Here is a 19,085-nt window from a genome sequence, read left to right on the forward strand (position 1 = left end):
CGCTTATCCGGCCTACAAGAGCGAAAGACGCTTACCTTAAGCGATTTACTCGAAAAACACCGCAATTTTGTTAAACATGGTGGGATCGGACTGGTTGCGCGCCACGTTGGTGACGTCTTCCAGCTTGTCGATCTGCGCTATCATCTGCTCCAGACGCTGGTCGTCGTTGACCAGTAGCCAGATGCGGCTGTGCTCGCTGCCCTGAATCGGCAGGCAGAGAATGCCTTCCACGTTAAATGCCCGGCGGGCAAACAGCCCGCAGACGTGGGTCATGACGCCAGGGTGGTTGCGGACGGTGAGTTCCAGAATGACGTTATCATGTTGTTTCTGCATGGCTTATTCCCCCACCATCTCAGTATTGGCCGCACCCGGCGGCACCATCGGATACACTTTTTGTTCAGGGTCGATACGCACGTGGATCAACGCCGGGCCAGGGCGAGAAATCGCATCCTGCAACGCCGCGTGGGCATCTTCTTCGGCGTTCAGATCGCAGGTGTGCAGGCCAAAACCAGCGGCAATCTGCATGAAGTTGATCATCCCCGGATAGGTCGCCGCAAACACGCCCTGCTTATAGAACAGGCTCTGCTGCTGGTGTACCAGACCCAGCGCCTCGTTGTTCATCAGAATGATTTTGACGTCTAACTGGTTTTCGGCCGCCGTCGCCATCTCCTGAATATTCATCATCAGGCTGCCGTCACCGGAGAAGCAGATCACCTTACGGTCCGGGTTGGCGAGCGCCGCGCCAACCGCTGCGGGCAGGCCGAAGCCCATGGTGCCAAGGCCGCCGGAGGTCAGCCACTGGCGCGGGCGGTTCAGCGGATACGCCTGGGCAGTCCACATCTGATGCTGGCCGACGTCGGTGGTGATAATCGCGCTGTCATCCACGCAGGCGGCAACAGCGTTGATAAGACCATAGTGGCTCAGCGGGTCGCCCTCGGTTGGGATAGCGCCCGGGAACTCGCGTTGCAGATCGGCCACCAGCTGGCGCCAGTCGGCGCGGTCGGTTGCCACCGTCTGCGGGATCAGCTGCGCCAGCACCTCGGCCACGTCGCCCTGGATCGCCACGTGCGGCTGCTTGATTTTACCCAGCTCGGCGCGGTCGATATCCACGTGAATGATTTTGGCGTTCGGGCAGAACTGCTCGGTTTTGCCAATCGCCCGGTCATCAAAACGCGCCCCCATAACTATCAGCAAATCCGCCTCTTGCAGGATGTAGTTGGTGCTGCGCGCGCCGTGCATGCCCAGCATCCCTAAAGACAATGGATGCGCTTTGGGCAGCATACCCAGCGCCATCAGGGTCATGGTGGTCGGCAGGTTGGCTTTTTCCGCAAACTGGCGGATTTCATCCGCGGCGTTGATCGCCCCGCCGCCCAGATACAGCACCGGGCGTTTGGCGGCGTTGATCATTGCCGCCGCATCGCGCACGCTCTCAGCGCTGAACTCCGGCGCGGGGGCACGCTCGCCCGGCTCCGGCAGAATGTCGATCTCGATCTCTGCGGTCTGGACATCCTTAGGAATGTCTATCCACACCGGGCCCGGGCGGCCAGACTGCGCGATGCGGAACGCATCGCTGATAACCTGAGGCAGCTCGCTGATATCGCGAACTAAATAGTTATGTTTGGTGATGGGGATAGAGATGCCGTAGGTATCGACTTCCTGGAACGCATCGGTGCCGATCATCGAGGACGGCACCTGGCCGGTAATGCAGATCAGCGGAATGGAGTCGAGACGCGCGTCGGCGATGGCGGTCACCAGGTTAGTGGCGCCCGGCCCGCTACAGGCCATACAGACCGCTGGTTTACCCTGGGTACGCGCCATGCCCTGGGCGATAAAGCCTGCGCCCTGCTCGTGGCGCGCCAGCACGTGGCGGATCTGTGTGCTTTGGCTTAACGCATCATACAGCGGCAGTACGGTCCCACCCGGGATGCCCGCAACGGTGGTGATGCCCTGTCGTTCCAGTAAATGAACAATCAGCTGCGCGCCTGTAAAACGCGTCTTGGTGGATGTTGTGCCCGAACTTGCCATGCTCCAGTCCTTTTCTTCTGAGCCAGCTTTACGCGTCGTAGTTCAGGTTGCAAATGCGTTGGCTGCGTTCCCTCACCCCAGTCACGTACCTATGTACGCTCCTGGGGATTCGCTCACTTGCCGCCTTCCTGCAACCCGAACTACTTAGCGTATCCGGGAGGGGTCCTAAACGAAAAACCCCGCCCGGTTTGCGCCGGCGGGGTTTTGGATTCGTGTGTTGATCCAGTCCCTACGGCGCATTGCCGACGACCACCACCACACGCACGACGACCACTGCGGCAGGTTGCGCAGTTTTTAGTAGGGTCGAAGTGAAGATGGATGAAGTCATTGGGGACCTGTGTTTGGAATCATTGATTGAATTTATACAAACACAGGTTTTCGGGCGTGACAATGGAAATATTTTCATCTGCGCAAAAATGCGTCAGGGATCACGTTTCGTTTGTTGGGTGGTGACACTCAATAAAGGGTTTTTACTCACTCAATAAATAACGCAGGTGATACCCCAAATCTGGCCGCCAGCTTTTTAATATGGTTCAGGGTAAGCTGTCTCTGACCATTCAGAACCCGTGAAACCATCGATTTACTACCAATTTCATCCTTAAAATCCGATATCGTCAGATTGTATTGATCCATCAAGGTTCTTAAAACTGCAATTCCGACGGGAACGGACTCCATCTCCTTGCGTAATGCGACTATCTCTGGCCGATTAGCTTCGTAACGGCTAATTCTGGCGCACACAATATCCAGCAAGGGGCTATTGGGCTCGTTCATAAGGAGATACTCAACCAGCTCAAGCGCATCCTTATAATCTTTCTCGCTCGGCTGTTCACCCAGTAAAGGAACGGCCGCAACAAGGGCGTGCGTAGCTTTCATTGCATCAGCGACGATCATCATTTCTTCCCCTTAGTGCGATGTTTCTCCGTAAAACGGTCATATTCCTTATGAGTAAAAACATGGCGCACATAAAACTTTTGGCTTTCAAAGAAGATGAGAGCCACTACTCTGAGATTGTTATTTGCAATATCAATAACATAATGCTTATCAAGATACTTGAAGTTATCCAGCGTTGGGAAAAGTTTTCTCAGTGCAGCGGGCGTCGGGCAGTGGCTCTTTTCAATAACTCGTCCTAAAAAGAGAAGCTCTTCTCTGTGTTGCGGGAACTGGCTTACCGCATCCAAAATTGCCTTCATTGAGATTAAATGCATCCTGCTTGCCTGCCGCGTCCATTGCCATTATGGCAACGATAACACCTGTTGCCAATAAGTCAACGAAGGGTACTATTTCACTTCGTCAGAAAACAAAAAACCCCGCCTAAGCGAGGTTTTTATCAGGGTTTTGCGGTTGGTTGCCGCAGAACACACTGTGTTACGTCAACGCGAAAAGTATACGCGATCGAAGACGAACGCGCAATTCCGGCACGGATTTTGACGTTTTTGAGTATGGATCGCCTTCCAAAATTTGTCCATAAAATACTGTTCATACATACAGTATTTATCTATACTGAGGGTGTTCGCAGTGAGCGAGGGGGCCGCAGTTTACCGGCGCAACGAAGTCCTGGCTGAAACGGGTGGTGCCGTCAGTGCCTTAACCCCTGAAGTGAGCACACTGTGTTACGTCAATCCAGGTGCTGGCCACAGGCGGCGGAAAGGTACGCCAGCATCGTGCTCCTTTTAACCAAAAGGAGACGCGTATGAGCGTCGTGGATATGGTCATACTTGTCCTCAAACTCATTGTTGCTGTATTGCAACTGCTTGATGCTGTCCTGAAATACGTTAAGTGATTCAGGTTCAAGTCGCACCTGAGAGGGGCGGGCAACCGCCCCTCTTTAATAACGAGGGAATGCTATGTCGCGTCTGTTAATTGAGCCTGTTACGCCTGATGAACCGGGCTATATCGCCCTGAAGGCGGAGAGTATCGCGTTGAATTTCAATATGCTGCGCAGGCTGGAAGAGAACTGGCAGCGGGGTGAAAACCGCTTTAACGCGCCGGGTGAAAAGCTGCTGGGGGCGTTTCTTAACGGCAGGCTGGTGGGCGTGTGCGGCCTCAACCGCGATCCGTTCAGCCAGCAGCCGCGCGCCGGACGTATTCGTCATCTCTACGTCAGCGAAAAGTGCCGTGGGCAGGGCATTGGCAAACAACTTTTGACCGTGGTGATGGCGGATGCCAGCATCTGGTTTGATTTTCTTAATACCCATGCGCCGGAAACCGCGTACGGATTTTACCATCGGGCGGGCTTCAGGCTGGTGTCAGACGAACCCCGGGTGACGCACCGCCTTTTTTGCGCAGTGTAAGCGGCTGGCAGCATCGACGGGTGAATGTTACAGTTGGATGACATTTCACCAACCGATACGCCATGACCATCACCGTTTTCTGCATTTTACTGTTCGCCGCACTGCTACATGCCAGCTGGAACGCCATCGTTAAAGCCGGAACGGATAAACTCTACTCGGCGATCGGGGTCAGCGGTTCAGCCGCGCTTATTGCCCTGATTTTACTGCCCTTCTCTCCTCAGCCAACTGCCGCAAGCTGGCCATATTTGTTCGTCTCCTGTGCGTTACAGGTGGTGTATACGGTACTGGTGGCAAAAACTTATCAGGTCTCCGACATGAGCCAGACCTACCCCCTTATGCGCGGGACGGCCCCTCTGCTGGTGGCGCTGATCAGCGTAATGGTGCTCGGGGATCATCTCTCCTGGCTTGCGTGGTCCGGCATCGGGGTCATTTGTCTTTCGATTCTGGCGATGGCGATGAACGGCCGCATGCAGTCACGCAAGGGGATCTGGCTGGCGCTGCTGAACGCCTGTTTTATCGCCGGGTATACCCTGGTGGACGGCACCGGTGTGCGACTCTCGGACACTGCGCTGGGCTACACGCTCTGGACCTTCTTCATGAACGGTTTCTGTCTGCTGAGCTGGGCAATGGTGGCGCGGCGTCGCGAAGCGTCCAGCTACCTGCGCCTGCACTGGAAAAAAGGGCTGCTCGGCGGCGTCGGGACGATGGGATCTTACGGTCTGGCACTCTGGGCGATGACCCAGGCACCGCTGGCTGTGGTCGCCGCACTGCGTGAAACCTCTATTCTCTTCGGCGCATTAATCGCATTTGTGCTTTTAAAAGAGAAGGTTGCCGGCCTGCGCATCGCGGCGGCACTGGGTATTGCTGCCGGTGCGATCCTGCTGCGCCTGGCGTAATCCGCTGGCAACATTAGTTGCCGATCTTGTTTACAAATCATGCCTTCACGTCTTCTGTCATTCATCACAGTAATGCTTAAATTGTCATCTCTCTGTGGTAGATTCCTCGCGCATTTATGGGAATGCATAGTCACTTATTCTTCATTTATCTCTTTTGGCAAAAGTATTCAGCGATATGAAAAAGCAACGGAACGTGAACTTATTGTTGATGCTGGTGTTACTGGTGGCCGTCGGGCAGATGGCGCAAACCATCTACATTCCGGCGATTGCCGATATGGCAAAAGATCTAAGCGTCCGCGAAGGTGCAGTACAGAGCGTGATGGCAGCCTATCTGCTAACCTATGGCGTTTCACAGCTGGTTTATGGTCCCCTGTCCGATCGCGTAGGGCGTCGTCCGGTCATTCTGGTGGGCATGAGCATTTTCATGGTAGCGACGGTGATTGCCATTACCACGCACAGCCTCACCGTCCTGATTGCCGCCAGCGCCCTTCAGGGTGTGGGCACCGGCGTCGGCGGGGTTATGGCGCGTACCCTGCCGCGTGATATGTACCAGGGCACACAGCTTCGCCACGCCAACAGTCTGTTAAATATGGGTATTCTGGTCAGCCCGCTGCTGGCCCCGCTGATTGGGGGTCTGCTGGACACCGTCTGGTCCTGGCGCGCCTGTTATGCCTTCCTGCTGGTGCTGTGCATTATTGTCACCTTCAGCATGGGGCGCTGGATGCCGGAAACCCGCCCAAAAGACGCGCCGCGCACGAAGCTCATCGCCAGCTACAAAACGCTGTTCGGTAATGGGTCCTTTACCTGTTATCTGTTGATGCTAATCGGCGGCCTGGCGGGCATTGCGGTGTTTGAAGCCTGTTCCGGCGTGCTGCTGGGCGCGGGCCTTGGCCTGAGCAGTATGGTGGTGAGTATTCTGTTTATTCTGCCGATCCCGGCGGCGTTCTTCGGCGCATGGTTCGCCGGACGTCCGAACAAGCGTTTCTCCACCCTGATGTGGCAGTCGGTGATCAGCTGTCTGCTGGCCGGGCTGATGATGTGGATCCCGGGGCTGTTTGACGTGATGTCGGTCTGGACGTTGCTCATCCCGGCAGCGCTGTTCTTCTTCGGCGCGGGCATGCTGTTTCCCCTCGCCACCAGCGGCGCGATGGAGCCGTTCCCGTTCCTCGCAGGCACGGCAGGCGCGCTGGTGGGCGGTTTGCAGAACATCGGTTCCGGCGCGCTGGCCTGGCTTTCGGCTATGATGCCGCAGACCGGGCAGGCGAGTTTAGGCTTGCTGATGACCCTGATGGGGCTGCTGATTTTGCTGTGCTGGCTGCCGCTGGCGTCGCGTGTCTCGCATCACGAACAGCCGGTTTAACCGCATGATGGCCCGGCTTCTCGCCGGGCTTTTCACAGACGGGCGCAATCATCGCCTGCAATAGCCGCTCTGGGGCAGGCCGCCACGCCCCCTCTTCCCCGTCATAAAACTGAACATCGGCGTTTATCGCATACGGGATGTTGGCATGTTGCAGCTCGCACGCCATAAACGTGGCAAACGCCATCTGCGAGGCGGTTGGCGTCAGGCTTTTCGATTCGCCCACCCCCCAGCCGCCAACCCAGCTCACATGCCCGGTTTTTTGTTGCCAGTGCAGCGCGGCGTTGATTCGGTTACGGATAGCCGCTTTCTCAGCCGCAGTTCCGGACGTCCACGGGTATTTACCGTTCGTTTTCAGCGGACCCCAGGGGAAAATATGCCACTCCGCCAGCAGGTAATTCTGGCTGTGCGCGGGCAGCTTCAGGGTGGATAAATCCTCCGGCGCGGCGCGCAGACGAGGGGCGATAAAAATCATGCGGCTGGCATCAATGGCGTGAATGTCTTTGATCGCTTTCTCATACACCCGGTTGAGCGAAGCAACGTTGTGGTTGAGCTTGTCCGCCGGTTCGTAGATCAGGTCAAAGCCCAGCAACGGCGAGCGCTGACCAAAATAGTGCGCCACGGCAATCCACCAGTTAATCACCTCTTTTTCGGTATCCGCTTTCGGGTCGTTTTTATATTCATCGGCCTGATAAGCGATGATGGGGATGACGCCGTATTGCTCGCAGGCCTCCACCAGCTTACGCAGGTGAATCAGCCGCGCTTCCGTCGGTTCGCCCGCCACCCGAATACGGACATGGTGTATGCCTTTCGCCTGAAAATCACGGACCACCAGCGGGTCGAATTCGCGGATACCGCGCTCGGTGCGTGCCCAGTCCACATCCATCCCGACGCCCAGCTGCTGCGCATAACGGGCAGCCGTCAGCGGCGGCTCAGCGGCAGTCGCCCAGCCGGAAGAGAGTAAGATCGCAGTGGCAATAAAAGGCTTTAACACGGTTTACCCTGGAAAAATCAAAAGCATTACCTGTATTTAGCACGCTTTTTCACATTTGGTGTAGAGCGAAAGCGTAATAATTCTTCAACCCGCCAGCTCTCTTAGCCAGCCGATAAAGGCGTCAATTTTCGGCCACTGACGGCCGGGAAGCGTTGAGACGTAATAATGCTGATGGCACTTGAGGGTTTCCCCATCAAAGGGTGCGATCAACTCCCCCCGTTCGAGACGTTTTTGCACCAGCCGCTTTCTCCCCATCGCCACCCCGACATTACTCATGGCCGCGATAATGGCTAAATCAGAACGATCGAAGCCAATACCCGATGATAACGGCATATTCACCGCGAAATGCTGCGCCCAGCTCAGCCACTCATCCGTACCGGAATCATTGCTCCAGGCCTGACGGTCGTGCAGTAACGTGCAGTGGCTGAGGTTATGGGGGTTTTTCAGCAGTTCATGCTCCCGGGCATACGCTGGCGAGCAGACGGGCAAAATCTCTTCATCCATCAAAAAGTGATGAGAAAGGTGGTTTGGCGGCGTATCGTCGAAATAGAGCGCCAGATCGATGCCGGTTCGCTGCATGTTGACGTAATCATTACCAGTCAGAATAGTAAGTGAAATCGACGGGTAGCGGCGGGTAAAATCCCCCAGCATCGGCACCAGCCAGCACTGGGCGATCGAGGGCCGGGAGTACACCGTTAGCGTACCTGACAGCGCCTGGTTTTTAATGTCCAGGATCTCCTGATTCAGGGTGTCGAGGGACGATTTCAGCGTCCAGTAAACGCGCTTGCCTTCCTGCGTCAGCTCCACTTTACGGTGTGAGCGGACAAACAGCTGAATGCCCAGCTCCTCTTCCAGCAGGTTAATGCGGTGGCTCACCGCGCTGGGGCTGAGCGACAGCTCCGCCGCCGCCAGGGCGAAGGACTCATGCCGGGCAGCCACTTCAAAGGTGTACATTTTCGACAGCTGCCAGCCGTTTAACAGCCGGTTTCTGCCTTCATTCGCATCGGTCATCACAATTCCCACACGTAATTTCTGCGTTCAGCATACCGCTCAAGAATGAATTTATGTGAACCAACGGCAAAATAAGTGCGCTTTTTAGAGTCCAGTCACTCAGTTGATCCAATCTGGCTCATCTGAACGCCAATTTATATCGTTTGTCAGCCCAAGCCGTTTTTTCGTCCAATATCCCCAGATGACATAAGGGTGAGGTGAGATATGGGATCTCAGGTCTGGGTTGTGGCAACGCTGCTTGTCAGCATCGTGTTGATTGTTTTAACCATCGTAAAACTGAAGTTTCACCCGTTCCTCGCGCTGCTGCTGGCAAGCTTTTTCGTTGGCGCGATGATGGGGATGAGCCCGCTGGATATGGTTAACGCCATTGAGAGCGGGATTGGCGGTACGCTGGGCTTCCTGGCGGCGGTTATCGGTCTTGGCACTATTCTCGGCAAAATGATGGAAGTCTCCGGCGCGGCAGAGCGCATCGGGATTACGTTGCAGCGCTGCCGCTGGCTGTCGGCGGACGTGATTATGGTCCTGGTCGGCCTGATCTGCGGCATTACGCTGTTTGTTGAAGTGGGCGTGGTACTGCTGATCCCGCTGGCGTTTTCCATCGCCAAAAAGACCAACACGTCGCTGCTCAAGCTGGCCATTCCGCTCTGTACCGCACTAATGGCAGTGCACTGCGTGGTGCCTCCGCATCCGGCCGCACTATTTGTCACCAACAAATTAGGGGCGGACGTCGGGACGGTGATTGTCTACGGTCTGGTGGTGGGCCTGATGGCGTCTCTGGTTGGTGGCCCGCTGTTCCTGAAGCTGCTCGGCAACCGTCTGCCCTATAAGCCGGTTCCGGCGGAATTTTCAGACCTGAAGGTGCGGGAAGAGCACACTCTGCCGTCGCTGGGCGCCACGCTGTTCACCGTGCTGCTGCCGATTGCCCTGATGCTGGTGAAAACCATTGCCGAGCTGAACATGGCAAAAGAAGGCTCGCTGTATACCCTGCTGGAGTTTATCGGCAACCCCATCACCGCGATGTTTATCGCCGTGTTTGTCGCCTACTACCTGCTGGGGATCCGCCAGCACATGGGCATGGGCGCAATGCTGATCCATACGGAGCACGGCTTTGGCTCTATCGCCAACATTTTGCTGATTATCGGTGCGGGCGGGGCGTTCAACGCCATCCTTAAAATCAGTGGTCTGGCGGAGACGCTGGCGCATATTCTCTCGAACCTGCATATGCACCCTATCCTTCTCGCCTGGCTGGTGGCACTGGTGCTGCACGCCGCCGTGGGTTCGGCAACGGTAGCGATGATGGGTGCCACGGCGATAGTGGCGCCGATGCTGCCGCTCTACCCGAACGTAAGCCCGGAGATCATCACCATTGCCATCGGGTCCGGCGCTATTGGCTGCACGATCGTGACCGACTCTCTCTTCTGGCTGGTGAAGCAGTACTGCGGCGCGACCCTGAATGAGACCTTCAAAAACTATACGACGGCGACGTTTATCGCCTCGGTGCTTGCACTTGGCGGCACATTCCTGCTTTCTTTCATTATCTGAGCGCGAAGAGACGTATTATGGAAAACGCAACTATCACTACTTTAACCGCACAGTTTCCTCTGGTTGAGGATCTGATTGCCCTGAAAGAAACCACCTGGCTTAACCCTCGCACCACGACGCTGGCGGAAGGATTGCCGTATGTCGGGCTGACGAAAGCCGACGTAGACGACGCGCACGCGCGCCTGAAACGCTTCGCGCCGTATCTGGCGAAAGCGTTCCCGGAAACGGCGGCAACAGGCGGGATTATCGAATCCGACCTGGTCGCGATCCCGGCGATGCAGGCGCGGCTGGAGAAAGAATCTGCGAAGCCTGTTACAGGCACGCTGCTGCTGAAAAAAGACAGCCATCTGCCGATTTCCGGCTCGATCAAAGCGCGCGGCGGCATCTATGAGGTGCTGACCCATGCGGAGAAACTGGCGCTGGAAGCCGGGTTGCTGAGCGTTGAAGACGACTACAGCGTTCTGCTGGAGCCGCGCTTTAAGGACTTCTTCAGCCAGTACAGCATCGCGGTGGGCTCAACCGGCAACCTGGGGATGTCCATCGGCATTATGAGCGCACGCATTGGCTTTAAGGTGACCGTGCATATGTCCGCCGACGCCCGCGAGTGGAAGAAAGCCAAACTGCGCAGCCACGGCGTGATCGTCGTTGAATATGAGCAGGATTACGGCGTGGCGGTGGAGCAGGGACGCAAAGCGGCGGAAAGCGATCCGAACTGCTTCTTTATTGACGATGAGAATTCACGCACGCTGTTCCTGGGCTATGCGGTTGCTGGCGAGCGCCTGAAGGCGCAGTTTATCGAACAGGGCCGCGTGGTGGATGCCGATCATCCTCTGTACGTCTATCTGCCGTGCGGCGTCGGCGGCGGCCCCGGCGGCGTGGCTTTTGGCCTGAAGCTGGCCTTTGGCGATAACGTCCACTGCTTCTTTGCGGAGCCAACGCACTCACCGTGCATGCTGCTGGGCGTTTATACCGGGCTGCACGATGAAATCGCCGTGCAGGACCTGGGTATTGATAACGTGACGGCGGCGGACGGACTGGCGGTAGGACGTGCCTCCGGCTTCGTGGGCCGCGCGATGGAGCGCCTGCTCGACGGGTTCTATACCCTCTCCGATCAAAGCATGTACGACATGCTCGGCTGGCTGGCGCAGGAGGAAAGGATTCGCCTGGAGCCGTCGGCGCTGGCGGGGATGGCCGGGCCGCTGCGCGTCGATGCCGATGAGAACGTTACCCACCTGGTGTGGGCGACCGGCGGCGGCATGGTGCCGGAAGACGAGATGGCGAAATATTTAGCGAAAGGGAAGTAATTATGCCGGGTGGCGGCTGCGCCTTACCCGGCCTACAGGTGCAAAATTTGTTGAATGTGGGTTACCGCAAACAGCAGTGACAACGACAGCACGGCCAGGGCGATGAGGAACTTATCCCGCACCGCTTTCGGCTGCGCAAAGTCGTTCTGCGACACGTCCATCAGGTTACGGCTGCGGGTGTAGCGCCATAAAATGATGGCTACCAGCGCCAGCACAACAATGGAGATCCAGAATGGCACCCCCGTGCGGTGCCAGTTGTGCTTAATGGCAAGAGCGATCAGCGCGCCATACCCCAGCAGCGTGCGCAGCCAGGCCAGCGAGGTTCGCTCTGGCTGAAGGCCGGGGTCCGCTTCCCGCCGCGCTTTGCGGCTATCCGGCATACAGCACCAGTAACATCACTACGCCCGCAACCATCAGCAAAATCGTACTGATAATGAGCAAGCCGCGCGTGTAGGGGAGATCCTGCTTCAGACGCATCGCCTTTTCATTTCTCAGCCAGCGCAGATAGCCATAAATCGCCAGCACGCCGGCAATCAGGCACAGTAGCAGGGCCAGCACTTCGCGAATCAACGGGGTGGCAAAATCGGGGGCGAGCTGATCAAGGCCGACGCCTGCGGCCAGAAAGCCCAGGGCGGTGCGGATCCACGCTAAGAACGTGCGTTCGTTAGCCAGTGAGAAGCGGTAGTCCGGTGCTTCACCGAGGCGGGAAATGTTCATGAAAGTTCCTTGTCGTGCTGCATGCAGGCTTCAGCATAGCGTAATTCAGCCAGGACAAGGAGACCGGCATCAGGCGATGCCGGTCAGAAAGATTAGTGCAGCTCTGGCCAGTAATCCTTATTCGCTTCAATCAGATCGTCCAGAATCGCCTTCGCCACCGATGCGCTCGGTACGGTTTTCGACAGGGTAATCGCCTGCCAGAGTTTCTGATACGAGCGCTGCTCCCAGGCGTCCACCACCAGTTTTTCCACCGCCACCTGCTGGCTCATGAGCCCTTTCTGGAAGTGCGGAATATCACCCACGGTCAGCGGCTCCGGTCCGTTGTGGCCGACCAGACAAGGGATTTCTACCATCGCGTCAGCGTCAAAGTTATGGATAGCCCCATTGTTAGGCACAATCAGCAGCATGCGTTCCTGGGTGTTAAAGGCAATCGCGGTCGCCAGATCGACGATGTACGACGCATGTTCGTCAATTTCCAGTTCACCGGCAGAAGAATGACCGGCTTCGATAATCGCCCGACATGAACTGAATACATGCTTCTCACGGTGATCCATCACTTCATTGGCGCGGGTACGCTCCGGATTGGAATGGGCGACCACATAGTCCGGGAACAGGTAATACTTCAGGTAGGTGTTCGGCATGGTGTCCGGATCCAGCGCCTGTACGTCTTTGGCCTTGGCGAAGGTATCGTTCCAGCTCGCTTCAGTATGCACATCTTCCGAAGGCGGAACATAACCGTTTTTCGCCACGTATTCGCGCAGCTTCGGCATCAGATCGTTGCCGTTCTGATCTTCAATCGACGTCCACCAGCCGAAGTGGTTCAGACCGTAGTAGCGCACGCGCATCTCTTTGCGGTCTTTCAGGCCCACGATTTGCGCCATACGCCCTTCAATGCAGATCGGCATATCGCAGATGTTGAGGATTTTCGCGTTCGGACGCAGGCGGCGCGTGGCTTCCGCGACAATCGCCGCCGGGTTGGAGTAGTTCAACATCCACGCGTTCGGGGAGTACTGCTCCATGTAATCCACCAGCTCCAGCACGCCGCCGATGGAGCGCATGCCGTAGGAGATGCCGCCCGGCCCGCACGTTTCCTGGCCCAGCACGCCGTGGCGCAGCGGGATTTTTTCATCCTTTTCACGCATGGGATATTTGCCAACGCGAATATGCGCCATCACGAAATCCACATCGGTAAAGGCCGCTTCAGGATCGGTGGTGTAACTAAATTCAATCTCCGGCGCCTGCTCCTTAAGGATGATTTTACACGCCTCGGCGATGATCTCCTGACGTGCTCCGTCATTGTCATAGAACTTCAGCGCACGCAGCGGGAAACGGTCACGGTTGGCTAACAGCATCAGGACGATACCAGGCGTGAATGTACTGCCGCCGCCTGCAATAACAACTGAGAATTTTTTCATGATATAGCCTCTGTCAGAGTGGTTTGTTCGTTTGTTAAAGGGGTTTTCATCAGCGATTCCAGCTGGTCGCGCACCTGAGGAACGTGCAGACCGACAATCACCTGTATGCCGTTGCCGCGCCGCACCACACCGTGTGCGCCCAGGGCTTTGAAGACGTCATCGCTTTGGGTTTTCGTCATATCCACCAGGGCGATACGCAGGCGGGTGGCGCAGTTATTGATACTTTCGATATTCGCTGCGCCGCCGAGCGCCTGTAAGAACCCAGCGGCCTGTCCGACCTGCTGGCTGGCTGCCGCCGGGGCGGTGGTTTGCCCACGAGCGGCCTTATAGTCGGCCTTGCTGTAGAGCTTGATTTCGCTCTCTTCCCGGCCCGGCGTTTTGAGATTCAGACGTTCGATAAGCGTTCTGAAGACCACGAAGTAGATCCCGGTGAAGCAGAGGCCGATGCCAATCTGGGTGAATACCGTCGAGGCGTGGTTATGGAACATCGGGATCCAGTTTTGCGGCAGGAACTGGTCCAGCAGACCGCCGCCCATGTTCCCCACCACCCCGAAGATATACATCACCGTCGCCATCGTTGCGGCCAGCACGGCGTGGATGGCAAACAGCAACGGCGAGATAAACAGGAAGGTGAACTCCAGCGGTTCGGTAATGCCCACCAGCACGGCGGTAAGCGTGGCCGGGATCAGCAGACCTGCCACTTTGACGCGGTTCTCCGGCGACGCGGTATACCAGATAGCCAGCGCAATACCGACTGAGCCAAACACCTTAGAGTTGCCGTGCAGCGCGAATCCGCCCTCCGGGAACAGCGTTTTAAGCGGCACAGTGCTCTGGCTGAATTCCTGAAGGTGCTGTGCCCAGTAGACCTGAATGCCGCCTTCTACCGCAGCCGGGCCGAAGATAAACGGACCGTAGACAAAGTGGTGTAATCCGGTTGGGATCAGAATGCGTTCCAGGAAGGTATAAACCCATACGCCCAGCGCGCCAGCGGTACGTAGAAAGGCCTGCAACGACTCAATGCCCATCTGCACTTTCGGCCAGCCCAGCAGCGTCAGCCAGGCGCAGGGGATCATCACGAAGAACGCGAGGATAACGACAAACGAGGTGCCCTGGAAAATCCCCAGAAAGACCGGCAACGGCTTGTTGAAAAATCGGTTGTGGATGGCGGTGACGAGCCCGGAAATGATAATCGCCCCGATGATGCTGGTATCAAGCGTTTTGATTCCGGCAATCATCGCCAGCCCGCTGCCGGCAGTGGGTTCAGCAGAGAAGTCGACGCCAAAGAAGTGGCCCCAGGTCATCCCCATCGCGTTGATAAAGTAGTTCCAGGTCAGAAAGCTAATCAGCACCGCCAGACAGGCGCGGCCCTGCGCCTGCTTTGCCAGGCCAATCGGTAAGCCGACAGCAAAAATCAGCGGCATATTACGGAACACCGCCCAGCCGCCCTCTTCGATGATGTGAACAATTTGCGCGAACAGATTATCAGGCGCGGTTAAGGCCTCACCGACAAACAGCGGATTGCGAAGCATGATGGCGATCCCAACCACGATCCCGGCAAAGGGAAACAGCAAAACCGGGGTGAACATGGCGCCGCCAAAGCGTTGTATTTGACTGAGCATTTTTAAATCCTCATGAAACAACCTGTAGGGGATAGAGGCCTTTATGGTTTTTTACTGGCCTGAGGTGAGCATAAGAAGTTACTGATGCGGGAACATGGCGTGCCGCTGCGATTCGTGATCGCATTCATGGTTTTAATTTGACCAATCAGGTCTACTTTTTAAACTAAACATGGACAAGTTAAGACGTATTCCACGCCATGATGTGCGCAGAGAGGTCTACTGGTGATCTACAAATCAATTGCCGATCGGCTACGGCTGCGGCTGAATTCTTCGGACTACAACATTGGCAGTCCGTTACCCGGAGAAAAAGCGCTGGCAAAGGAGTTTGGCGTAGCCCGGATGACCGTCCGCAAAGCGCTGGATCTGCTGGTAAGCTGGGGGCTGGTTGAACGTCGACACGGTAGCGGGACGTTCGTGGCGCGCAAAGACGTTCATCATGAAACGACTAACCTGACTGGGCTGGTGGAGGTATTGCGCCAGCAGGGGAAAGAAGTGCAAAGCAAGGTGTTGCAGTTTGAAGTGATGCCCGCGCCGCCCGCCATCGCCAGCCAGCTGCGGATTCAGGTTGATGAGCGGATCTATTTTTCAAGGCGGGTGCGTTACGTGGACGGAAAACCGCTGATGCTGGAGGACAGCTTTATGCCGGTGAAGCTGTTCCGCAATCTTTCCCTGGCGCATCTCGAAGGGTCTAAGTTTGATTACATCGAGAAGGAGTGTGGGATCACCATCAGCGGCAATTACGAGAGCCTGACGCCGGTGCTGGCAGATAAACAGCTGGCCGGTTATATGAATGTGCCGGAACAGACGCCGCTGCTGCGCATCACTTCCCTTTCCTACAGCGACAGCGGCGAGTTCCTCAATTATTCCGTGATGTTCCGGAACACAAGCGATTACCAGGTGGACTACCATCTGCGGCGTATCCACCCGGAAGACTTATTAGCCCATCCCCCAGAATAGCACCGCCAGTAGCTGCGGGGTGATGATGCGCAGAAACATCACCAGCGGATAAACCGTGGCGTAGGATAACGCCGCCGCGCCGCTGGTGGCGTGCAGGTTATTGGCGAACGCCAGCGCGGGCGGATCGGTCATGGAACCGGCCAGCATGCCGCACAGCGTGAGATAGTTCATTTTAGCGAACATACGCGCCAATAACCCGACAGTTATCAGTGGGATAGCGGTAATAAATATGCCGTATCCTACCCAGCTCATCCCTTCGCCGTTCACCAGAGTATCGACAAAATCGCCGCCGGATTTCAGCCCCACCACCGCCAGAAACAGCACGATGCCCAACTCCCGCAGCGCCAGGTTAGCGCTCGGCGGCATAAACCAGTAGAGCTTACCGATGGAGCCGATACGCCCGAGGATAAGCGCCATAATGAGCGGCCCGCCTGCCAGACCCAGCTTCAGTGCTACCGGGAAGCCGGGCACGTACAGGGGGATGGAGCCAAGCATGACGCCAAGCCCGACGCCGATAAAGACCGGCAGCATCTGCACCTGCTGGAGTTTTTGCTGGGCGTTGCCCACCATGTCTGCTACGGCATCAATAGATGAAGGACGCCCGACAAGGTTGAGAATATCACCGAATTGCAGGCTGGCATCCTGGCTGGCCACCAGCTCGACACCGGCGCGGTTAAGCCGGGAGATCACCACGTCATAACGCTCTTTAACCTGCAAATCGCGTATTTTCTTGCCCAGAACCTTCTCATTGGTCACTACCACGCGCTCCACGCGCATGTCCGTTCCACGGGTTGAGAGTGAGGTATCCACCTCCTGACCAATCACCAGCCGGGCATTGTTTAAATCCGCCGGTTGCCCTACCAGATGCAGGAGATCGCCGTGCTGAATAAGGGTATCCGGTGAAGGCACCATCAGCGTGTCATCACGTTTCAGGCGGGAACAGATAATGGTCGCGCTGTTCAGAATGGGAACATCCTGAATCGCCATATTGTTCAGATTAGGGTTTTCGACGCGAATGTTGATGGTTTTAATGAGCGCATGGCCGTTGGTCAGCGTGCTTTCATGCTCCTTCGCCTCCTGTCCAACGTTAACGCGGAACAGCACGCGTACCAGCCACATCGAGAGCAAAATACCGCAAATGCCAAACGGATAGGCCATGGCGTAGCTCATCCCCATCTGATCGACGACATCAGCAGGGATACCCAGATCGCGCAGAATTTGCTGGCCCGCCCCGAGCGCGGGCGTATTCGTGACGGCGCCGGAGAAGATGCCCAGCACGACGGGCAGCGGAATCGCGAAGAGTTTATGCAGAATGGCGGTAACCAGCCCACCCATCACGACGATGCCGAAGGCAAAGAGATTAAGGCGTAAACCGGAGATGCGCAGGGAAGCGAAGAAGCCCGGCCCCACCTGAATACCGATGGTATACACAAAGAGGATCAGGCCGAACTCCTGGATGAAATGCAGCATATCGGCGCTGAGCACCCACCCAAGCTGGTCGGCAAAATGGCCGACAAAAATCCCGCCGAACAGCACCCCGCCAATCCCAAACCCGACGCCGCGGATTTTGATATTCCCCAGCCATAGCCCCACTACCGCGACAAGGGCCAACACGCTGACGGTTAACGCGATATCACTCATGTTCCACATCCTGTGTATAACCTTAGTTATGATAAGGATTCTCTCAGAGCTGGCGGCGGTTGTATGGGCGATGGCGCACAAAAAAGCCGAAGGTAAACGCAAAACGGTCACCCGAAGGTGACCGTTTTTAGTGTTTGCACCCTCTCCCACAGGGAGAGGGTCGGGGTGAGGGCACCAGCCCGCACACGATTAGCTATTCAACGCCGGGCGTTCGCTAATGGCGATGCGTTGAGGCGCAATGGCTTCCGGCACGTTACGGGTGAGGTCAATGTTCAGCAGCCCGTTAGTGAACGTCGCGCCAGAAACTTCCATATGGTCTGCCAGGGTAAAGCTCAGGCTAAACGGCTGAGTGACAAGCCCCTGATGCAGCCATTTGGTCTCGGTGTCTGGTTTTTCCGGTGACCCTTTCACGGTCAGGCGCGCACCCTCAAGCTGGATGTCGAGATCTTCCTGGCGGAACCCGGCCAGCGCAAGCGTGATGCGGTAGTGGTTATCATCGCTTTTTTCGATGTTGTACGGCGGAAAGGTCTGCTGTTCGGTTGCGCTTTGCAGCGCGTTAGCCAGTTTGTCAAAACCGATCCACTGACGCAGCAGAGGGGAAAAATCATAGTTACGCATACTAAATCTCCTTCTGAGAAGCGAGTTCGGCACAGTTTAATTTTGTGCACAGTTGTACCTGCAAACCCTTGCGGATTCGCATATGCTCCCTTTACGGCAAGCAATTTCAGGTGGGCCGCAGCCGCGACCCGCTTAATTAATTGATTTCGATACGACGCGGTTTTTTCTCTTCCGGAATCACACGTTCCAGTTCGATAAACAGCAGGCCGTTCACCAGGTTCGCGCCCTTGACGTGGATGTTCTCAGCCAGCTGGAACTTGCGTTCAAAGTTACGCTCTGCGATACCCTGGTAGAGGTAGGTTCGTTCTTTCTGCTCGCCCGCATGGGAGCCTTTCACCACCAGCAGATTGTCCTGCGCGGTGATCTCCAGTTCGCTCTCTGCGAAACCGGCAACAGCAATCGCAATGCGATAGTGGTTTTCGTCAACCAGTTCAACGTTGTATGGAGGATAGCCGTTGCTCTGGCTCTGGTTGTTTTCTAAGTGGTTGAACAGACGATCAAAACCAATGGCAGAACGGTATAGCGGAGAGAGATCGAAATTACGCATAGATAAATGCTCCTGAAATCAGCGAGAAAATGTAGCCTTCCACCATGGACAGGCTTCTGCTTCCCCGAACACCCATCAGGCGTGTCCGTTATCGGGTTACATTCTTAAAATGGGTATGGATACGGCCTTTTCAAGCCTGTTGATGTGAGAT

Annotated in this window: 20 protein-coding genes, 1 pseudogene and 1 other annotated feature; of the genes and pseudogenes, 7 read left to right on the plus strand and 14 right to left on the minus strand. The window is 56.3% G+C overall.

All coding sequences use genetic code 11. From position 1 onward, the window contains the following. Positions 1–45: 45 nt before the first annotated feature. The 5 genes from ilvN to ACOTZD_RS16070 all read right to left on the minus strand — a co-directional run bounded on the left by ilvN (position 46) and on the right by ACOTZD_RS16070 (position 3,230). The gene (gene ilvN, locus ACOTZD_RS16050) at positions 46–333 is read right to left on the minus strand and encodes an acetolactate synthase small subunit (protein WP_003861055.1); all 288 of its coding nucleotides are present in this window, start codon (positions 331–333) and stop codon (positions 46–48) included. A gap of 3 nt (positions 334–336) precedes the next feature. Then, positions 337–2,025, minus strand: coding sequence for an acetolactate synthase large subunit (gene ilvB / locus ACOTZD_RS16055; RefSeq protein ID WP_003861056.1), 1,689 nt, complete (start codon positions 2,023–2,025; stop codon positions 337–339). 229 nt (positions 2,026–2,254) lie between these two features. Next, complete coding sequence (gene ivbL / locus ACOTZD_RS16060; protein WP_057979964.1) at positions 2,255–2,353, minus strand: ilvB operon leader peptide IvbL; 99 nt, start codon at positions 2,351–2,353, stop codon at positions 2,255–2,257. A gap of 146 nt (positions 2,354–2,499) precedes the next feature. Continuing rightward, a complete protein-coding gene (locus ACOTZD_RS16065; RefSeq protein ID WP_023323924.1) occupies positions 2,500–2,919 on the minus strand; it encodes a helix-turn-helix domain-containing protein in 420 nt (139 codons plus the stop codon). Next, the gene (locus tag ACOTZD_RS16070) at positions 2,916–3,230 is read right to left on the minus strand and encodes a type II toxin-antitoxin system HigB family toxin (protein WP_023302825.1); all 315 of its coding nucleotides are present in this window, start codon (positions 3,228–3,230) and stop codon (positions 2,916–2,918) included. The genes ACOTZD_RS16065 and ACOTZD_RS16070 overlap by 4 nt, the downstream gene beginning before the upstream one ends. A gap of 485 nt (positions 3,231–3,715) precedes the next feature. Here ACOTZD_RS16070 and tisB point away from each other — a divergent pair, with 485 nt between their 5' ends. The 4 genes from tisB (at position 3,716) to emrD (ending at position 6,572) form a co-directional block, all read left to right on the plus strand. Continuing rightward, complete coding sequence (tisB, locus tag ACOTZD_RS16075) at positions 3,716–3,805, plus strand: type I toxin-antitoxin system toxin TisB (protein WP_022646551.1); 90 nt, start codon at positions 3,716–3,718, stop codon at positions 3,803–3,805. A gap of 64 nt (positions 3,806–3,869) precedes the next feature. Next, a complete protein-coding gene (locus tag ACOTZD_RS16080) occupies positions 3,870–4,316 on the plus strand; it encodes a GNAT family N-acetyltransferase (RefSeq protein ID WP_003861064.1) in 447 nt (148 codons plus the stop codon). Between the two features lie 62 nt (positions 4,317–4,378). Next, complete coding sequence (locus ACOTZD_RS16085; RefSeq protein ID WP_023323922.1) at positions 4,379–5,212, plus strand: DMT family transporter; 834 nt, start codon at positions 4,379–4,381, stop codon at positions 5,210–5,212. 175 nt (positions 5,213–5,387) lie between these two features. Further along, positions 5,388–6,572 carry a multidrug efflux MFS transporter EmrD gene (gene emrD, locus ACOTZD_RS16090; protein WP_063159111.1) on the plus strand — a complete coding sequence of 395 codons (1,185 nt, stop codon included), beginning with the start codon at positions 5,388–5,390 and terminating at the stop codon, positions 6,570–6,572. On the opposite strand, the pseudogene ACOTZD_RS16095 reads toward emrD, so the two are convergent. Together ACOTZD_RS16095 and dsdC are read right to left on the minus strand one after the other, a co-directional pair. Continuing rightward, positions 6,478–7,563, minus strand: a pseudogene (locus tag ACOTZD_RS16095) (cellulase family glycosylhydrolase); the annotation flags it as partial. The gene emrD and the pseudogene ACOTZD_RS16095 sit on opposite strands and share 95 nt — an antisense overlap. A gap of 84 nt (positions 7,564–7,647) precedes the next feature. Then, a complete protein-coding gene (gene dsdC / locus ACOTZD_RS16100; protein WP_003861073.1) occupies positions 7,648–8,574 on the minus strand; it encodes a DNA-binding transcriptional regulator DsdC in 927 nt (308 codons plus the stop codon). A gap of 204 nt (positions 8,575–8,778) precedes the next feature. Here dsdC and dsdX point away from each other — a divergent pair, with 204 nt between their 5' ends. Together dsdX and dsdA are read left to right on the plus strand one after the other, a co-directional pair. Continuing rightward, positions 8,779–10,116 (plus strand): D-serine transporter DsdX, encoded by a 1,338-nt coding sequence (gene dsdX, locus ACOTZD_RS16105; protein WP_174402161.1) that lies wholly within the window; start codon positions 8,779–8,781, stop codon positions 10,114–10,116. A gap of 17 nt (positions 10,117–10,133) precedes the next feature. Beyond that, positions 10,134–11,420 carry a D-serine ammonia-lyase gene (gene dsdA / locus ACOTZD_RS16110; protein WP_022650093.1) on the plus strand — a complete coding sequence of 429 codons (1,287 nt, stop codon included), beginning with the start codon at positions 10,134–10,136 and terminating at the stop codon, positions 11,418–11,420. A gap of 32 nt (positions 11,421–11,452) precedes the next feature. On the opposite strand, the gene ACOTZD_RS16115 is transcribed toward dsdA, so the two are convergent. The 4 genes from ACOTZD_RS16115 to ACOTZD_RS16130 all read right to left on the minus strand — a co-directional run bounded on the left by ACOTZD_RS16115 (position 11,453) and on the right by ACOTZD_RS16130 (position 15,171). Then, positions 11,453–11,800: a DUF202 domain-containing protein gene (locus ACOTZD_RS16115; protein WP_421636337.1), complete on the minus strand. Its 348-nt coding sequence runs from the start codon at positions 11,798–11,800 to the stop codon at positions 11,453–11,455. Then, the gene (locus ACOTZD_RS16120) at positions 11,790–12,137 is read right to left on the minus strand and encodes a YidH family protein (RefSeq protein ID WP_003861080.1); all 348 of its coding nucleotides are present in this window, start codon (positions 12,135–12,137) and stop codon (positions 11,790–11,792) included. The genes ACOTZD_RS16115 and ACOTZD_RS16120 overlap by 11 nt, the downstream gene beginning before the upstream one ends. A gap of 92 nt (positions 12,138–12,229) precedes the next feature. Next, positions 12,230–13,552 carry a 6-phospho-alpha-glucosidase gene (locus ACOTZD_RS16125; RefSeq protein WP_174402162.1) on the minus strand — a complete coding sequence of 441 codons (1,323 nt, stop codon included), beginning with the start codon at positions 13,550–13,552 and terminating at the stop codon, positions 12,230–12,232. Further along, positions 13,549–15,171 carry an alpha-glucoside-specific PTS transporter subunit IIBC gene (locus ACOTZD_RS16130; RefSeq protein ID WP_129319017.1) on the minus strand — a complete coding sequence of 541 codons (1,623 nt, stop codon included), beginning with the start codon at positions 15,169–15,171 and terminating at the stop codon, positions 13,549–13,551. Before ACOTZD_RS16130 ends, ACOTZD_RS16125 begins: the two co-directional genes overlap by 4 nt. Positions 15,172–15,393: 222 nt before the next feature. Here ACOTZD_RS16130 and ACOTZD_RS16135 point away from each other — a divergent pair, with 222 nt between their 5' ends. Further along, positions 15,394–16,128, plus strand: coding sequence for a GntR family transcriptional regulator (locus tag ACOTZD_RS16135; RefSeq protein ID WP_003861087.1), 735 nt, complete (start codon positions 15,394–15,396; stop codon positions 16,126–16,128). Here the strand turns inward: ACOTZD_RS16135 and ACOTZD_RS16140 are convergent. The 3 genes from ACOTZD_RS16140 to ibpA form a co-directional block, all read right to left on the minus strand. Then, positions 16,108–17,769, minus strand: coding sequence for a putative transporter (locus ACOTZD_RS16140; protein ID WP_058659829.1), 1,662 nt, complete (start codon positions 17,767–17,769; stop codon positions 16,108–16,110). The genes ACOTZD_RS16135 and ACOTZD_RS16140 overlap by 21 nt on opposite strands. Before the next feature lie 189 nt (positions 17,770–17,958). Then, on the minus strand, positions 17,959–18,387 hold the full coding sequence (gene ibpB / locus ACOTZD_RS16145) for a small heat shock chaperone IbpB (RefSeq protein WP_003861091.1): 429 nt from the start codon (positions 18,385–18,387) through the stop codon (positions 17,959–17,961). Between the two features lie 136 nt (positions 18,388–18,523). Beyond that, complete coding sequence (gene ibpA, locus ACOTZD_RS16150) at positions 18,524–18,934, minus strand: small heat shock chaperone IbpA (protein ID WP_003861094.1); 411 nt, start codon at positions 18,932–18,934, stop codon at positions 18,524–18,526. Further along, positions 18,928–19,002 (minus strand) — a sequence feature (ROSE (Repression Of Heat Shock gene Expression) occurs in the 5'-region of heat shock genes and acts as an RNA thermometer to modulate expression.). It overlaps the preceding gene by 7 nt. Between the last annotated feature and the right edge of the window lie 83 nt (positions 19,003–19,085).

Source organism: Enterobacter cloacae complex sp. SHL022 (assembly GCF_049237785.1).
Lineage (GTDB): Bacteria > Pseudomonadota > Gammaproteobacteria > Enterobacterales > Enterobacteriaceae > Enterobacter > Enterobacter hormaechei_C.

Bases quoted from the DNA above. Each gene is read 5' to 3' on its own strand.
- ilvN (WP_003861055.1), bottom strand. From the start codon at position 333: ATGCAGAAACAACATGATAACGTCATTCTGGAACTCACCGTCCGCAAC.
- ilvB (WP_003861056.1), bottom strand. From the start codon at position 2,025: ATGGCAAGTTCGGGCACAACATCCACCAAGACGCGTTTTACAGGCGCG.
- ivbL (WP_057979964.1), bottom strand. From the start codon at position 2,353: ATGACTTCATCCATCTTCACTTCGACCCTACTAAAAACTGCGCAACCT.
- ACOTZD_RS16065 (WP_023323924.1), bottom strand. From the start codon at position 2,919: ATGATGATCGTCGCTGATGCAATGAAAGCTACGCACGCCCTTGTTGCG.
- ACOTZD_RS16070 (WP_023302825.1), bottom strand. From the start codon at position 3,230: ATGCATTTAATCTCAATGAAGGCAATTTTGGATGCGGTAAGCCAGTTC.
- tisB (WP_022646551.1), top strand. From the start codon at position 3,716: ATGAGCGTCGTGGATATGGTCATACTTGTCCTCAAACTCATTGTTGCT.
- ACOTZD_RS16080 (WP_003861064.1), top strand. From the start codon at position 3,870: ATGTCGCGTCTGTTAATTGAGCCTGTTACGCCTGATGAACCGGGCTAT.
- ACOTZD_RS16085 (WP_023323922.1), top strand. From the start codon at position 4,379: ATGACCATCACCGTTTTCTGCATTTTACTGTTCGCCGCACTGCTACAT.
- emrD (WP_063159111.1), top strand. From the start codon at position 5,388: ATGAAAAAGCAACGGAACGTGAACTTATTGTTGATGCTGGTGTTACTG.
- dsdC (WP_003861073.1), bottom strand. From the start codon at position 8,574: ATGACCGATGCGAATGAAGGCAGAAACCGGCTGTTAAACGGCTGGCAG.
- dsdX (WP_174402161.1), top strand. From the start codon at position 8,779: ATGGGATCTCAGGTCTGGGTTGTGGCAACGCTGCTTGTCAGCATCGTG.
- dsdA (WP_022650093.1), top strand. From the start codon at position 10,134: ATGGAAAACGCAACTATCACTACTTTAACCGCACAGTTTCCTCTGGTT.
- ACOTZD_RS16115 (WP_421636337.1), bottom strand. From the start codon at position 11,800: ATGCCGGATAGCCGCAAAGCGCGGCGGGAAGCGGACCCCGGCCTTCAG.
- ACOTZD_RS16120 (WP_003861080.1), bottom strand. From the start codon at position 12,137: ATGAACATTTCCCGCCTCGGTGAAGCACCGGACTACCGCTTCTCACTG.
- ACOTZD_RS16125 (WP_174402162.1), bottom strand. From the start codon at position 13,552: ATGAAAAAATTCTCAGTTGTTATTGCAGGCGGCGGCAGTACATTCACG.
- ACOTZD_RS16130 (WP_129319017.1), bottom strand. From the start codon at position 15,171: ATGCTCAGTCAAATACAACGCTTTGGCGGCGCCATGTTCACCCCGGTT.
- ACOTZD_RS16140 (WP_058659829.1), bottom strand. From the start codon at position 17,769: ATGAGTGATATCGCGTTAACCGTCAGCGTGTTGGCCCTTGTCGCGGTA.
- ibpB (WP_003861091.1), bottom strand. From the start codon at position 18,387: ATGCGTAACTATGATTTTTCCCCTCTGCTGCGTCAGTGGATCGGTTTT.
- ibpA (WP_003861094.1), bottom strand. From the start codon at position 18,934: ATGCGTAATTTCGATCTCTCTCCGCTATACCGTTCTGCCATTGGTTTT.